Source organism: Bradyrhizobium sp. AUGA SZCCT0182 (genome assembly GCF_018130185.1).
Classification (GTDB): Bacteria; Pseudomonadota; Alphaproteobacteria; order Rhizobiales; family Xanthobacteraceae; genus Bradyrhizobium.
In genome coordinates this window covers 70,692-86,346 of record NZ_JAFCLY010000024.1, presented here as the reverse complement: position 1 = coordinate 86,346, position 15,655 = coordinate 70,692, and the positions used below count along the sequence as shown (strand labels likewise).

11 protein-coding genes are annotated in these 15,655 nt (G+C 62.3%); 6 read left to right on the top strand and 5 right to left on the bottom strand.

Annotated elements, in window-relative coordinates:
* The first annotated feature begins 106 nt into the window (after positions 1 to 106).
* From JQ611_RS24205 to JQ611_RS24195, 3 genes are read left to right on the top strand one after another with little or no spacing between them, the layout of a single operon-like run.
* Positions 107 to 2,440, top strand: a complete 2,334-nt coding sequence (locus JQ611_RS24205; protein WP_212466801.1) for a xanthine dehydrogenase family protein molybdopterin-binding subunit — start codon at positions 107 to 109, stop codon at positions 2,438 to 2,440.
* Complete coding sequence (locus JQ611_RS24200) at positions 2,437 to 3,345, top strand: 2-dehydro-3-deoxygalactonokinase (RefSeq protein WP_212466800.1); 909 nt, start codon at positions 2,437 to 2,439, stop codon at positions 3,343 to 3,345. The genes JQ611_RS24205 and JQ611_RS24200 overlap by 4 nt, the downstream gene beginning before the upstream one ends.
* A gap of 13 nt (positions 3,346 to 3,358) precedes the next feature.
* Complete coding sequence (locus tag JQ611_RS24195; protein WP_212466799.1) at positions 3,359 to 3,997, top strand: 2-dehydro-3-deoxy-6-phosphogalactonate aldolase; 639 nt, start codon at positions 3,359 to 3,361, stop codon at positions 3,995 to 3,997.
* A gap of 131 nt (positions 3,998 to 4,128) precedes the next feature.
* Here the strand turns inward: JQ611_RS24195 and JQ611_RS24190 are convergent, their stop codons facing one another.
* Together JQ611_RS24190 and garD are read right to left on the bottom strand one after the other, a co-directional pair.
* Positions 4,129 to 5,862: a glycosyltransferase family 39 protein gene (locus tag JQ611_RS24190; RefSeq protein WP_212466798.1), complete on the bottom strand. Its 1,734-nt coding sequence runs from the start codon at positions 5,860 to 5,862 to the stop codon at positions 4,129 to 4,131.
* Between the two features lie 326 nt (positions 5,863 to 6,188).
* Positions 6,189 to 7,724 (bottom strand): galactarate dehydratase, encoded by a 1,536-nt coding sequence (gene garD / locus JQ611_RS24185; RefSeq protein WP_212466821.1) that lies wholly within the window; start codon positions 7,722 to 7,724, stop codon positions 6,189 to 6,191.
* Positions 7,725 to 7,927: 203 nt separating this feature from the next.
* Between garD and JQ611_RS24180 the strand changes: the two genes are divergently transcribed.
* From JQ611_RS24180 to JQ611_RS24170, 3 genes are all read left to right on the top strand, one after another.
* Positions 7,928 to 8,989, top strand: coding sequence for a ketopantoate reductase family protein (locus JQ611_RS24180; protein ID WP_212466797.1), 1,062 nt, complete (start codon positions 7,928 to 7,930; stop codon positions 8,987 to 8,989).
* Between the two features lie 99 nt (positions 8,990 to 9,088).
* Positions 9,089 to 9,529 (top strand): SgcJ/EcaC family oxidoreductase, encoded by a 441-nt coding sequence (locus JQ611_RS24175; protein WP_212264174.1) that lies wholly within the window; start codon positions 9,089 to 9,091, stop codon positions 9,527 to 9,529.
* A gap of 59 nt (positions 9,530 to 9,588) precedes the next feature.
* A complete protein-coding gene (locus tag JQ611_RS24170; protein WP_212385847.1) occupies positions 9,589 to 10,461 on the top strand; it encodes an alpha/beta fold hydrolase in 873 nt (290 codons plus the stop codon).
* On the opposite strand, the gene JQ611_RS24165 is transcribed toward JQ611_RS24170, so the two are convergent.
* The 3 genes from JQ611_RS24165 to JQ611_RS24155 all read right to left on the bottom strand — a co-directional run bounded on the left by JQ611_RS24165 (position 10,448) and on the right by JQ611_RS24155 (position 14,808).
* Positions 10,448 to 12,442 carry an AI-2E family transporter gene (locus JQ611_RS24165; RefSeq protein ID WP_212466796.1) on the bottom strand — a complete coding sequence of 665 codons (1,995 nt, stop codon included), beginning with the start codon at positions 12,440 to 12,442 and terminating at the stop codon, positions 10,448 to 10,450. The two genes, JQ611_RS24170 and JQ611_RS24165, sit on opposite strands and share 14 nt — an antisense overlap.
* Positions 12,443 to 13,229: 787 nt before the next feature.
* Positions 13,230 to 13,382 carry a hypothetical protein gene (locus JQ611_RS24160; RefSeq protein ID WP_212385849.1) on the bottom strand — a complete coding sequence of 51 codons (153 nt, stop codon included), beginning with the start codon at positions 13,380 to 13,382 and terminating at the stop codon, positions 13,230 to 13,232.
* Positions 13,383 to 13,557: 175 nt separating this feature from the next.
* On the bottom strand, positions 13,558 to 14,808 hold the full coding sequence (locus tag JQ611_RS24155) for a multidrug effflux MFS transporter (protein WP_312010852.1): 1,251 nt from the start codon (positions 14,806 to 14,808) through the stop codon (positions 13,558 to 13,560).
* Between the last annotated feature and the right edge of the window lie 847 nt (positions 14,809 to 15,655).

Genomic DNA, 15,655 nt, shown 5'->3' with positions numbered 1-15,655 from the left:
CGAAGTGCTCGACAGGTCCGCAACCCAAATTCGACGGGGCAAGGAGGGTGGCGGTCCCCGCAAGCGCCCAATATAACCTTGGGTGTTTCGGCAAAGAGGTGAGCGGTTGCGCGAGCGTTATCAAGGCAAGTCCCTGAACCGGCTGGAGGATCATCGCTTCCTCACCGGGCGCGGGACCTACGTCGCCAATGATCACGTGGCTGATGTGTTGCACGCCCATGTGGTCCGCTCGCCGCACGCCTTCGCGCGCATTACCCGGCTCGATCTGGACGCGGCCCGTGTGCTCTCCGGCGTTGTGGCGGTGCTTTCCGAAGCCGACCTCGCGGCGGACGGCATCGGCGAGTTGCCTTGCGTCACGGCAATTGATGCGGTCGAGCCGATCATCGCACCGCCGCGCCCCGCGCTGGCCCGTGATTTCGTGCGGCATGTCGGCGATCCCGTCGTCCTGATTGTCGCAGAGACGCTGGAGGCGGCGGTGGCGGCCGCCGAAGCGGTCGACATCGCCTATGAGCCCAGGCCCTGCGTCACCATGGCGACCGCGGCGCTCAAGCCGGACGCCCCACTGCTATGGAAGGAGGCGCCGGGCAATTCCGCCTTCCTGTTCCATAGGGGCGACGCGGCGGCTGTTGCCGCGGCGATGGTGCAGGCTACGCATATCGTCGAATGCGACCTGTTCAACAACCGCGTCGTGGCAGCTCCCCTGGAGACGCGCGCCGCGATCGGCTTCCACGATCGCACGACCGACAAGTTTCTGCTGTCGGTGACCGGTCAGGCCGTCCACGACACCCGCAAGGTGCTAGCTAGCGCCGTCTTCAAGATTCCGCTCGAGCGCTTGCGCGTGGTGGTGCCTGACGTCGGTGGCGGTTTTGGGATGAAGAACTACGTCTATCCCGAATATGTGCTGGTGCTGTGGGCGGCAAGGAAGCTCGGCCGCCCGGTGCGCTGGGTCTGCGAACGATCAGAAGATTTCGTCAGCTCGGCGCATGGCCGCGATTTCTTTTCCCGCGCGCGACTCGCGCTCGACACCGATGGCCGGTTTCTTGCGTTGGAAGTGAAGGCGGTCGCCAATATGGGCGCGTACCTGTCGACCAGCGGCCCGATTAGCTCCACCAACGCGGCCGGCAGCGCGATCGGCGGCGTCTATGACATCCCCTCGGTGTTTTACGAAGTGCGCGGCGCTTTCACCAACACGCCGCCGATCGACGCTTATCGCGGCGCCGGCAAGCCCGAAGCCAATTATCTGATCGAGCGGCTGGTGAATCTTGCATCGATCAAAACCGGGATCGATGCCGTCAAGTTGCGCCGCCGCAACATCGTCAGCAGGTTTCCGCATCGTACCGCGATGGGCATGAAGATCGACGGCGGCCGCTTCAAGGCCAATCTGGACGACGCGATCGCGCTCGCCGATCGCGACGGTTTTCGCAAGCGGCGGAAACAATCGGACAAAGCCGGCCTGCTGCGCGGCCTCGGGATTGCCTGCTTCCTCGAAACGTCCCGCGGTGTGCCGTTGGAAATGGCGCGGGCCGCGTTCGAGGCCGACGGCACGGTGTCGCTGGCGGTCGGTACGCAGTCCAACGGCCAGGGTCATGAGACCGCCTATCCGCAGGTCGCGGCCGACCTGCTGGGATTGCCGATCGATGCATTCCGCTTCCAGCAGGGCGACACGGACTTTCTGCCGGGCGGCAACGGCCATGGCGGCGCGCGTTCGATGCATATGGGCGGCACCGCGCTTGTCATGGCGATCGAGAAGTTGATCGAGAAGGGACGGCTGATTTCAGCGCATCTGCTGCAGGCCCCGGCCGACCAGGTGGTGTTCGTCGATGGCCGCTTTGTCGTGAAATCCACCGAGCGCGCCATCGAGATCGGCAAGGTAGCCGATGCCGCACGGGATGCCGCCAATCTGCCTGAGGGATTGACGCCGGGGCTCGAGGGAAGCGCGACCAACAGTTCCGAACTCTACAATTTTCCGAACGGTTGCCATGTCGCGGAAGTCGAGATCGATCCCGACACCGGCGTCGTGCGGCTCGATCGCTACACCATCGTCGATGATTTCGGCCGCCTCATTAATCCGCGCGTGGCGCTCAGCCAGGTGCATGGCGGGGTGGCGCAGGGCATCGGACAGTCGCTGCTGGAGCACATCGTGTTCGATCCCGAGGGGCAGCTGCTCAGCGGCTCCTTCATGGACTACACGCTGCCGCGCGCGCAGGATTTGCCGAGCTTCGCCGGTGGTCTGAATGAATCGTCGCCAACAAAGTCTAATCCGCTGGGCGTGAAGGGAACCGGGCAGGCCGGCAGCATCGCCGCGCCGCAAACCATCATGAACGCCGTGCTCGACGCCTTGTCGCCGCTCGGTATCAATGAACTGGACATGCCGGCGACGCCGTATCTGGTGTGGAGCGCCATCCAGAAAGCACGAACATCGGGACGGATTTCGAAATGAGCCAGGCCGCCTATGTCGCCGTCGATTGGGGTACCAGCAGCTTCCGGCTTTGGCTGATGGATCGTTCCGGCGACGTGCTGGCGGAACGACGCAGCGATGAAGGCATGATGGCGGCCGCCAAAATCGGTTTTGCCAGCGTGTTGCAGTCGCATCTCGATGCCGTCGGTGCCGCCGATCACCTGCCAGTCGTCATCTGCGGCATGGCGGGCGCCCGGCAGGGCTGGGTTGAAGCGGGATATCTCGACACGCCGGCAAGCCTCACATCCATCCTGCAGCGTGCCGTGCCGGTTCCCGAACAGTCGCGTGATATCCGCATCCTTCCAGGCATCGCGCAGCGCGACCCCAAGGCGCCGGACGTGATGCGGGGCGAAGAAACCCAACTTCTCGGTGTTCTCGGTGCAGATGGTGAAGCGCTGGTCTGCATGCCCGGCACCCATTCGAAATGGGCGAGCGTGCGTGGTGGGACCGTTGAACGCTTCACCACATTCATGACCGGCGAACTCTTCAGCGCCGTATCGCAAGGGACGATCCTGTCGCTAGCCGTAGCGAACGCGGACGAAGCCGTGGATACCCAGGCCTTCAAATCGGCTGTCGTTGCCGCCTTTGAGACGCCTGCATTCGCGGCCAATTTGTTGTTCCAGGTGCGCTCGGGTCAGCTTCTATATGGCGGCAGTGCTGCCGCGGCCCGCGAGAAAATATCGGGAACTCTGATCGGCCTCGAACTGGCGGCGGGACTGGCTGGTGATCGATCGAGGCGCGTCATTACCCTGGTTGCGTCAGGCAGGCTCGAGGCGCTGTACCGATTGGCGTTTGACAGCCTTTCGGTTGCGGTCCAATCCATCGATTCAGATGATGCGGTCCGACGCGGTCTTGCATCGGCTGCCAAGGCCATCTGGACTTTATAGAAGGACCAAACGTGTGAACCCTGTTCCATTCCCGCCGATGAAGCGTCCGCTGGTCGCGATCCTGCGCGGCGTGAAACCCGAAGAGGCTGAGGGCATCGTCGGCGTGCTGATCGAACACGGCCTGACGGCGATTGAGATCCCGCTCAACTCCCCGGATCCGTTCCGCTCCATCGAGATCGCCGTGAAGAAAGCCTCTGCCGATATCCTGATCGGTGCGGGCACCGTGCTGACGCCGGAGGATGTCGAGCGGCTCCATGACGTCGGCGGGCGGCTGATGGTGTCCCCCAACGTCGACCCTGATGTCATCGCCGCCGCCTGGGACCGCGGCGTGGTCACGATGCCCGGTGTGTTTACCGCGACGGAGGCGCTGCTGGCGGCGAAGGCAGGGGCTTCCGCGCTGAAATTCTTTCCGGCCGGCGTCCTTGGCGCGTCGGGCATCACGGCGATCCGCGCCGTGCTTCCCGCAGGTCTGATGATCGCCGCCGTGGGCGGAATCTCCGACAAGAATTTTGCGGAATATACCAAGGCCGGCATTCACGCGTTCGGTCTCGGCACCAGCCTTTACAAGCCGGGAATGACCGCGGCCGAAGTTGCAGAACGCGCCAGGGCCACGATCCGCGCGTACGATTTGGCGATGCGGGAACAGAAATAATTCAGCGAACGGCTCCGGGCTTCGCCCTCATCGCCCAACGCGCCATCCGTGTGGACCGCCACCGTCGACTCCATCCTTCAGAAACGCGCGCGACTTTGTCAGCGAATTTCCGGGACAGAACCCAGAGGCAACTACGGCGTGACCCGAATCAGCTGACCAGGCTGCGTTGGATCGTGGCGACTGTAGCGCCAGATCGACCGGTCGGGGAACGCTTTGCGCAGCGCGCCGACATCGGTCCCCACACGGGCATGAAGAATGGCCGCGTCCATGGATGGCGGATTGCGCACGAGGTCCCAATCATGCATGCCGAGGCCGCTGGAGGTGTCGTGAATGACGATCGCCTTCCCGGTCACGGCTTGCTGCACCAACCGAAACGGCTCCTGGCGCGAAAACACCTGGAACTGGAAGGCCGTCAGCACCAGCGGCCAGATGCCAACTAGATACAGCACGCAGGCAATCGGAGCGAGCGGCAGCATCGCGCGATCCGTCGACCGCTCCAGTCTCGCGGTGACTGAAGGGAGCGCCGAAACGATGGTGACCATCATCAGAGGGAACGCATCGAAGTAAAAGCGAGGACCATAGCGGTTGCCGCCGAAATCGGCGTAAATCACATAGGCCAGCACGAAGCCCGGAAAAATCAGATCGTAATAGGCGACCTTGCGGTCCTTGAATTTGAGTACGAGGCAACAACAATACACGATCAGCAAAACCGGCGACGTCCACAACGCAAGTTCGACCAGGCGACCCGCGGTTATCGCCACCCCATTGAAGATCCGCAGGGGGTCGAGGCTTACGAAAATATTGGATACCTCCGGCGTGTTGATAACGTAATATGCGGTGCGGAACGGGCTGCCGGTGATCAGATAATGATAGAGCATCAGCAGCAGCAGTACCGGGATAAGTCCTGCCGCCAGAAGTCCGATCAGGCGCGGCCATGCGTTCCGCCGCTGCCGGCTCAACCACAACAGCGTCGCCGGAATCAGCGGCAACACGTCGAAATAGCGTGTCGCCCCCAGCAAACCGACGATGGCTCCCGCCGCGACCAGCCTGTGCCCCCGCGGAATCTCACCATCCGGCAGCAGGCAGAGGCAGAACGACAGGATCAGCAGTGACGCGAGGATGTGCGGAAAATACGAAGCCGCGTTCATGACGTAGAACGGGGTCAGCGCAAAAAGCGCCGCCGCAACGACAGCCGCGGATGGATTACCGACACGCCGGCAAAACGCGGCAAGCGTTGCGACGCTGGCTCCACCCAGCAAGGCATTTACCGTCCATGACGGTATTCCCAGCAGCATCCCTGCCGAGAGCACCATCGGCCATGCCGGTGGGGACTGGCTGACCCATTTGGATTCGAAAAGATAGGTGCGGAACGGGATCAAATCCGTCCCCAGGATTGGCGGGGCTTCCCACAATCGAAACGCAGCAAACGCTCCCGCCTGAAACAGATAGCAGTCCTCGTCGCCGGAATTCGGAAACCGGTCCAGGATGAAGTAGGCCACTGCCAACGGCAGCAGCATCGCGGCGATGACGGTCACGGATATGCACCAATTCGTCCGTGCCCCGATCCAGGAAGCGATCTTCCCGGTTATTCGACCAACCTCGCCAACAGAGCTGATTGCTGCGCCGATCACAATGGCACCGATGCAGAGCCCGGTTTGGATGGCGAACGTCCAGCGCAGGTCGTCCAACTCACCTGCGCAGTCGCCCGCGATCCGGCCAGGGCATGGTGTCAACCAGAGGGCTCGTTGCAGCCATGGCACAATAAGTACAAACGCAAAACCCAGTCCCAGCAGAGCGAGCCAGCGAGATCGCGGCAACATTCTCCTTTGTCGAACACCCAGCACGTCAACGCTGTCCGCATTCATGGCTAGATCCCTTGCGCGTCACGCATACGATTCAGGCGCTCTCGCTGTTCCACTGCAATGGTAGGACAGCGTGACGGAAGCCAATACGAAAATTGCAAATAGTGGCGGCCAGTAACTCTCGGGAAGGGCTGCAAAACAGGGCTCCTCAATCGCCGACCAATGCGCGATGCTGCCCCTTTGCCTATGCTAGATTCCGTAATGTTCGCTTAAATAAATCGCATGATTTGAAGCGCCGGGCGCAACGGCCCAATCGCGAGCCAGGCGCAATCGCCCGGCGCAATGGTTAACGCAGGCCTAATGGCAACTTGCGACGAAGTGGACGCGCCTCAGGTCACCGGTCCCGGCGTGAACAGCGTGAGATCGTTGTGAATGCCCCAACGGTCGGACCACACCTTGGTGCGGCCGCTCGCGACGTCGAGGATCAGGCGGAACAGGTCCCAGCCGGTTTCCTCGATCGTCGCTTCGCCGGTGGCGATGCGGCCGGCGTCGAAGTCGATGAGGTCCTTCCAGCGTCGCGCCAGTTCGGTGCGCGTCGATACCTTGATGACCGGGGCGGCGGCGAGGCCATAGGGCGTGCCGCGGCCGGTCGTGAACACCTGCAACGTCATTCCCGACGCAAGCTGCAGCGTGCCGCAGATGAAGTCGCTGGCGGGCGTAGCCGCGAAGATCATGCCTTTCTTGCGTACGCGCTCGCCCGGCGACAGCACGTCGACGATCGCGCTGGTGCCGGACTTGACGATCGAGCCGAGTGACTTCTCCACGATATTGGCGAGCCCGCCCTTCTTGTTGCCGGGCGTGGTGTTGGCGCTGCGGTCGGCGTCGCCCTTGGCGAGATAGCCGTCATACCAGTCCATTTCGCGGATCAGCGCGCGGCCGACGTCCTCATTGGCGGCGCGCCGCGTCAACAGATGAATGGCGTCGCGCACTTCCGTGACTTCGGAAAACATCACGGCGGCACCGGCGCGCACCAACAGGTCGGCGGCAAAACCCAGCGCAGGATTGGCGGTCACGCCGGAAAACGCGTCGGAGCCGCCGCATTGCAGGCCGATCACGAGGTCGGAAGCCGGGCAGGTTTCGCGGCGGCGCGCATTGAGCACGGCAAGCCGCGCGTCCGCCATTTCCATGACGGCGTCGACGATGGCGCCAAACCCGTCGAACGCCTCGTCCTGCATCCGCACCACGCTGCTGTCTGTTCCTTCCGGAAGCAGCCGCTCGGGCACGAGCTTCTCGCAGCCGAGGCCGACCACCATGACTTCGCCGCCGAAATTCGGGTTCAGCGCCAGGTTCTGCAGGGTGCGTATCGGCACGATCGCCAGCGGCGCATTGATCGCAACGCCGCAGCCGTAATTATGCGTCAGCCCGACGACGTCGTCGACATTGGGATATTTCGGCAGCAGTTCGGCCTTGATGCGCTTGATCGCAAACTGCAGCGTGCCGGCGACGCATTGCACACTGGTCGAGATCGCCAGCACGTTCTTGGTGCCAACCGAACCATCGGGATTGCGAAAGCCTTCGAACGTATAGCCTTCAAGCGGCGCCTGCGGGGCAGGGACGGCGGTGGCGAGTTCAAGCCTGTCGAGTTCAGGCGGCGTCGGCATGTCGATGCGCGCCTCGTCGACCCATTCCCCGGCCAGGATCGGCCGTGCCGCGGTGCCGATCACCTCGTTGTAGCGGCGGATCGGCGCGCCCGGCGCAATATCCGACAGCGCCACCTTGTGGCCCTGCGGCACGAAGGTGCGCAGCTCGAGACCGCAGGCAAAACGGCTCTTCGCCGGCAGTCCGAGATCGTTGACCACGATCGCGACATTGTCGTTGGGGTCGAGCCGGATGTAGCGCGGCTCAAAGGCCTGCGCCGTCGCAATTCCCGTCACGAAAATTCTCCTTGTTGCGCCCGTCGCATCCAGCGCCAGACCGGGCGAGTATAGGCGGTTTTGGCGAATATATGAAACTCATGCACCATGACGTCATAGCGGCGCTCGGCTGCCGCATGCGTTCGGCCATTGTGGGGAGGCCTTCCGGTGCGCTAGCCTCGCCAGTAAGAAAAAGAGAAAACGAAGGGGAAAGCATGGGCAAGAAGATAGCGATCGTCGGAGCCGGCGCCGTCGGCGGATATGCCGGCGCCCACATGGTGCAGGCGGGCGAGGACGTGACGTTCATCGATCCCTGGCCCGAGCATGTCGAGCATATGCGAAAGCACGGCCTGCGCGTCACCCACGCGATGGATGTTCCGGAGTTCTCGGTTCCGGTGCGCGCGCTGCACGTCACGGACGCGCAGCAGCTTGCGAAGGAGGCGCCGGTCGACATCGCCTTCGTCTGCATGAAATCCTACGACACCGCCTGGGCCACCATGCTGATTCGGCAATATCTGGCACCGGACGGCTATGTCGTGTCACTGCAGAACTGCATGAATGAAGAAACCATCGCCGGCATCGTCGGCTGGGGCAAGACGCTCGGCTGCATCGCCAGCAGCATCACGGTCAATTTGCCGGAGCCCGGCCACATCCACCGCGGCGCCGGCAAGCACGGTGCCGCGCACACGGTATTTCGCGCCGGCGAAGTGCACGGCCGCATCACGCCACGGGCGGAGGAAATCTGCCGCCTGGTCGGCTACACCGACAGCGCCAAGGTCACCAGCAATCTGTGGGGCGAGCGCTGGTCCAAGCTGGTCGCCAATGCGATGGGCAACGGGCTTTCCGCCTGCACCGGCATGACCGGCGGCCAGATGCTGGAAAGCGAGCCGATCCGCCGCTTCTCCACCCGGCTCGGCAGCGAAGCCATTCGCGTCGGCCAGGCGCATGGCTATCAGCTGGAAGAGATCCTGCATCTGGCGCCGGAGACCATCGCGCTGGCCGGCGAGGGTGACGAGGCGGCGATGCGCGCCTGCGACGAGCAGCGTTTTGCGGACGGCAAGCGCACGGCATCAGGGCAACGTCCCTCGATGGGCCAGGACATGCAGAAGGGCCGGCGCACCGAGATCGAATTCATCAACGGCTTTGTGGTTGATGAGGGCGAGAAGGTCGGGCTTGCGTGCCGTGCCAATGCCGCGCTGACCGACATCGTGATGCGCGTCGAACGGGGCGAGCTGAACCCGGATCCGCGGCACATCACCGAGCTGCGGTTGAACTGAGCCCCACGCCATTGCGATCAACACCACCGCCTATCATGGGGCTATGATTTTCCCTGAGTTGTCGTAACCTCCATCGCCTGAGATATTGGGAGGTGTGCCATGCGTCTCTTTCTCTATGGGTTTATTTTGATGGCTTCGATTTCGACGGCGGCTGCGGATTCAAAAACAGATGCGCTTCAGATCATCGATAGATGGGCCAAGGCATTCACAGCGTCGGACGTTGACGCGATCGTCAAACTTTATGCGCCGGACGCGCTGTTCATGGGGACCGGAAGCAAGGCAGTCGTGACCAAGCCCGAGGGTATCAGAACCTATTTTGAAGCCGCGCTTCTCAACAACCGGCCGAGAGGGGCGACCCTCAACAGCTATGATTCGATGGTGCTCTCTGACAACGCCGTGCTGGTTACCGGTCTCGATACGACGACTCGTGTCAAAGACGGAACCCCGATCAGCGCATCGGGACGGGTCACTTTCGTGGTGGCAAAGCGCGGCGCCGATTGGCAGATCGTGCATTTCCATCGGTCGGCCATGCCTCAATAGGCGGCTCACGTATTGGTGCGACGCTGGACCTCTGCTGCGCCAGCCTTTAAGTATTCCCGATGGACATCGCATCGGACGCGCCGCAGTCGCGCTATTTTCAGTCGCAGGGGCTCAAGCTTCATTTTACGGATTGGGGTAACGCGCAGGCGCCGCCACTGCTGCTGGTGCATGGCGGCCTCGATCACTCCCGCAGCTGGGACTATCTGGCACGGGCGCTGGCTGCGGATTATCACGTCGTGGCGCCCGATTTGCGCGGCCATGGCGATTCCGGCTGGGCTTCCGGCTCCAGTTACAGCCTTGCCGATCACGTCTACGATCTGACCGGCCTCGCGAAAGCGGAAGGTTTTGACAAGGTCGCCATCGTCGGCCATTCGATGGGCGGCATGGTCAGCCTGACCTATGCCGGGGCTTTTCCGGAGCGTGTTTCAAAGCTGGTCGTGCTCGACGGCGTGACCAATTTTCCGGCGCGGCGCCCCAAACCCGCCGACGTCAGGATATCGGATTGGGCCGGCGACCTCGACAAGCTGGCGCAGCGGAAAATCCATCGCTATCAGACCGTGGCCGACGGCGCCGATCGGATCGTCGGCCGCAACCCGCGGCTGACGCGTGAGCAGGCGATGCATCTGGCCACCCACGGCATGAAGCGCAACGACGACGGCAGTTTCAGCTGGAAGTACGATCCCTATTTGCGCGCGCGGGCGCCGTACCGGCTGTCGCTCGAAGACAATATCGGGCTGTGGTCACGCATCGCCTGCCCGACGCTGCTGGTCGCGGCCAGCGAAAGCTTTCTGCCCGATCCCGAGAAGGCCGGTGTGATGTCGCATTTCAAGCACGCCGAACTCGCCAAGATCGCCGGCGCCGGCCACTGGCTGCAGCACGACAGACCGGATGAGGTGCTCGGGCTGATCCAGCGGTTTCTTACGCAATCTTGAGGGCTGGTGTAGCGAGGCCCGGCGGTTCATCGATTTCCTCCACGCCGGCAGCCGTCCGGCAGATCATCATCGCTTCACGCAAGTTCCCCGCGGCGATGTCGGCCTTAGCCGCCTCCCGCAGTTCTTCCAGCGATTCTTTGTCGAGGTTCTCGGCCCAGCAACCGAGCATGATGATCGTGGCCTTTGGCAATTGGCGACGCAGGCGCCGAACCGAGTAGCGCATATGGGCGGGACTGCTGGCGTCGAGATAGGACAGGCAGACGATCGCGACACCGGTGAAATCCAGCTGCACGATCCTGGTCGACGAAAGTGCGTCCGCAGGCTCGACCCGTGCACCGAGGCCATGCGCGTTGGAAAGCTGCGCAAACAGCACCGCTGCGGCTTCGTCGAGCGGGGTGCGTCCGGCCAGGCAGAGCACCGGCGCTTCTCCCTGCCAGCTGGGCGGTAGATCGGCCTTTTGCACGACCGGCAAATTGCTTGATATCGCGGCATCCGGGACGGTTTCGACCGCGGCCGCCGCCTCCGCATCCATGGTCGGCGAGGTCACCTCGGGGATCGAATCATCCTGGGTGGAAAGGTCGCTGGCAAACTCGGTAACGGCGTCGCGAATCTTGATCATGCGCGCCTGGTCCAGGGCATCGCGCTTGGCATCTGCCTGCGCCAGTTGAAGGCCTCTCAGGGCGACCTCGTCGAAATAGGAAGACAGCGATTTCTCCTTCAGGAATTCTTCGGCCTTTCCTGCCGCCTCGATCGGATCGCCGGCAAGCATTCGCTGGTAGAACATTTCCGGCGGTGACAATGCAGGCCTGTCGCCAAAAATCACGTCGAGAAATTCGAGCCGCTCGACATGACGTCCGAGGACGACGAGGCAAACGGTCAAGGGCGTTGCAAGGACGAGCCCGATGGGCCCCCACAATGCGGTCCAGAACGTCGCCGAAGCGACGATGGCGACGGGAGAAAGGCCGGTGCTCTGGCCGTAGGCGAGCGGCTCCACCACCTGGCTGATGATCGGTCCGACTCCCAGAAAAAGCACGATGGTCCATGCCAGCATCGACCAGCCAGGATCGACGGCGGCCGCCAACGCCAGCGGAAAAGCCGCCGAGATGGCTGTGCCGATGTAGGGGACGAACCGAAGCACGGCCGCCAGAATGCCCCAGAGGATCGCGCTGGGAATACCTATTAACGTAAGTCCCGCCCCGATGATCACGCCGAAAGTGGCGTTGATCATCAGCTGAGCCAGAAACAGCCGGCTGAGGCGCGTTGCCGCATCGTCCAGCGCCGCTGTCGTGCGTTGCAGATCATGCGAGCCCGCCAATCGAATTAGGCGGTTTCGCAGATCCTCGCGCTGGATCAGGATGAAGATGACGAAGATGATGATGATGCCGGTGGTGGCAAGCGGGTTTAGCAATGGTGCGATCAGGGTTCGCAGGTTCTCCAGGGCTCCCGGGTCAGGCTGACGCACTTCAACTGGGATCGGCAAGGCCGTGACGGCAGCATTTGGCGCGCCGAGACGCGGGATCGCCCCGCGGACCGATTTGTCATCCTTCGGCCTGTCGAGCTCCCGGCTCAACTCCTGGAGCATATCCGCCGCACGTTCGAGGGTGCCGCTGCTCGCCGTGACGCCGCGCACTGATTTGATCTTTTCACGCATCGTCGATTGATAGACCGGCAGGTCTCCAGCCAGTTGGGTCAATTGATTGGCGATGAGGGTGCCAAGTCCGAAGATCACGGAGAATGCCAGAAAGACGATGCCCACGACCGCCAGGCCGCGGGGAACGCGGGCTCGCTGCAGCAATCCGACCGGCGGTCCGAGCACAAAGCTGAGAAGAATAGCCAGCGCGATGGGTACGAATATTTCTCGACCGAAATACAGCGCCGCAATGAACAATGCGGCGAGGATCGAGCAGGCGACGGCACTCAGCAAAGCCAGCAACTCGTCCATCGTGCGTCCGGTGCTGACTTTTCGGGTGATCAAACTCATTGAAGCTTTCTAAGGCGGGGCGGGAAGTAAATGCCGGCGGAACGAAAAAATGGTCTGAATATCCAGTCGTGAACCAAGGCGCGACCGGCGCATAGGTTGCACCGGTTAGGGCGGTGTATTCACCGGAGACGAAGGAACCATTTTGCGAACTGCGAACCAGCCTTCTTCGAAGGCACTTTGGGCGAGCAGTTTGCCAGCCCGGTGCGGTCCGCGACGTCGAACTAATCCGGCAGCAACGCGTTGTTCCTGTATGCAAAAAGGCAAACCACGCTGCGCCGGCCCAATGAACATGCAGCCCGTCGATCACGGTTCGACGAGGCCGGCACCGTTGCTTCCTGCAATGCCCGGCTCGGACGACGCGGATCGTTCGAGAGCATCACTGCCGAAAACCAAACTGACCAGAGCCGATGCCGTCCGCGCTGCGAAGGCAAGAATCATGCGGCGTAATTCACTGCGAAAGCAGCGGCTGGCGCAAAAGGGATGACGCCCGAAAAACCTCAGTTCCTGGAATCGTTTTCCCGATCCAGCTCTTGAAGGTATGACAGCCCATGCACGGTCAAGCGGTGCTCGTTCGTTTCACCGTCGATGTATAATTTCATCAGATGCCTTGAAAGACGCTCGCGGGTGCCCTTCGTCTCGGAACGGTCCGCAAGGGCGCCGTATATGCTCAGCGCGCGGTCAACGGGTAGCGTTTGCATTGAGCCATCTCATCGGTTGAGTTCGATCTGAAGAGGTAAAGCCCGTTCCTCCGTATCGTTCCGGAATTATGCTGATGCAATTGTAAGCGTCAGGTTCGGAAAAACACGAAATAGACAATTGCCAGAGTGACCACGGCAATACTCAGGCTGATGAGGAGCAAAAACAGTATCGACGGTCCAGGCTCGGCCTGGCGAGCTTCCGTTGGCGTTTCGATAATGACGCCGTGTTTTTTGATGGCCATACGGTTCCTTCGCTTGTTCCAGCGTTTCCTGGGCATTGGCAGATAGCCCGAGACCCCCGATCGAGGTCGGGTTGGTCGAACACCGGTGTTGGCTATCCCTTGCTGGAGACCAAGCCGCCTGGCTCATGATGGTTCCGGCCGATCCGCGACCCGTTGGCTCTACCCGCCTACGAAGCTAGTACCCCGCCACCTGATGCGGCCTGAACAGCCGGCCCTTTTCCACCACCAGCACGACGCCGAGCGACGCCAGCGTGCACAGGAAGAAGCCGGTCGCGAACGGCAGCAGCGTGCCGTCGTAATCCTGGCCGATCGTGGTGCCGATGCCGATGCCGAGCAGGGTGGTGATCGATCCGTACAGCGACGAGGCGGTGCCGGCGATGTGGCCCTGCGGCTCCATCGCCAGTGCCGTGAAGTTGGCGATCATCAGCCCGAACGAAAACATCATCAGCGCCGACAGCGCCATGAACAGCGGCAAGGGCAGCATCTGCAATTTCACCGCCGCCAGCATGATGCCGGATACGGCGACGTAACCGAGCAATGCGGCGTGTGAAATCACGCGCATGCCCAGACGATTGACGAAGCGGGAGTTGACGAAGCCGGCGATGGCGGTGCCGATCGCGATGCCTGCGAAAGCAATGGGAAAATAATGCCCGAGCTTGTAGATCTCGGTGAACACCTGTTGCGACGTGAACACGTAAGCGAACAGCGAGCCGAGCACGCCGCCGGAGACCAGCGCATAGCCCAGCGTCTGGCGGTTGGTCACGGTCTGGCGGAAGGCGTCGAGGATGTCGCGGACGGCGAGCGACCGGCGCAGCTGAAGCGGTAGCGTCTCCGGCATGCGCCACGCGCTCCAGATCAGCGTCACCATGCCATAGACCATCAGCACGATGAAGATGCCGCGCCATTGCGTCAGCATCAGCACCGCCTGACCGAATGACGGCGCGATGACGGGCACCGCGATGAACACCATCATCGCCAGCGACATCACGCTCGCCATGCGGCGGCCGGCGTAGCAGTCGCGCACGATCGAGGTGGCGATGACGCGGGTGGCCGAGGTACCGAGGCCCTGCAGCGCGCGCGCCAGCAGTAACGTCTCGAACGAGGGGGCGGCGATCGCCAGCAGGCTCGCGATAAAATAAACGGTCATGCCGCCGAGCAGCACCGGCCGGCGGCCGAAGCGGTCGGACAACGGCCCCATCACGAACTGGCCGACACCGAAGCCGACCAGGAAGATCGACAGCACCATTTGCGGGCGGTTGGCGTCGGTGAGGTGGAACGCGGAGCGGATGTTCGGCAGCGCCGGCAGCATCATGTCCATCGCCAGCGGATTCAGCGCCATGATCGAGGCGATGATGATAACGAATTCGGGGAAGCCCATCGGGCGGTGGCCTGAGGAAACCCAGGCATTGGCATTGATTTCAGACACTTACGACCTCGTTTCAGGCCGTGAATCTATTCCTTTTGTTGCGCCGCACAATGCCCAATCCGGGATGGCTGCCCGTCGGGGAGGGATGGGGTATGGGTAGGGAAGTGGTTTTGCGGGTTGCGGTACGCAGTCGCGCCAAGCACATAGTGCGTTCCCTCCCCCGCAAGGGGAGGGACCCGACCCTTTCGTGTGGCCGGCTTCCACGAAAACGACCCGACGGGCAAATCAGTTCTGTTTTGCAGAAATCATGTCAAGCCCCGAAATGAAAAATATTTCGGTTTACCAGAAGGCAAATCAGGTGCATATGTTTGCCCATCCCGTCCTACTCAGAAGGGCGTCGGCCGTCGTCACGGACGTTGGACGGGTTGCGGTGGACGCCGGGCTCACGTCTGACGACGGCGTGGATCGAGCGTACGGCAAAACCGTGTGGTCCTGGCGCCCGTTGCAGGCGTCAAGCTGTCGGAGAAGCGCAAGCGGGAACGGCAGCGACGGAGTCAACCAAGAACTCGTCTCCGGGGAGAGCACGGCATAAGCCGTAAAGCCACTGCGCAGGGAATGTCGGATGTTCTCCGCTGCCCTGTATGCTCGTGTGCACTTTGTTTTGTGCAAACCGCACGCGAGACCGCGGGTGCAGCGCGCATCCGGCATTCCCTGCGCCCTCTCTTTGAAGGGTGAAGATTACATGCAAACCTCGGGCGCATTGCGCCGCGGGAACGCGAAACTATATCCTCGTCGTCCCGGACAAGCGAAGCGCGATCTCAGATGCGCAATTGCGCATCGGGGGACCCATAGCCACCGAAACCAGCCATGGAAAGAAGGTCGACGAACAGCGCCTCTCAAAACAAAC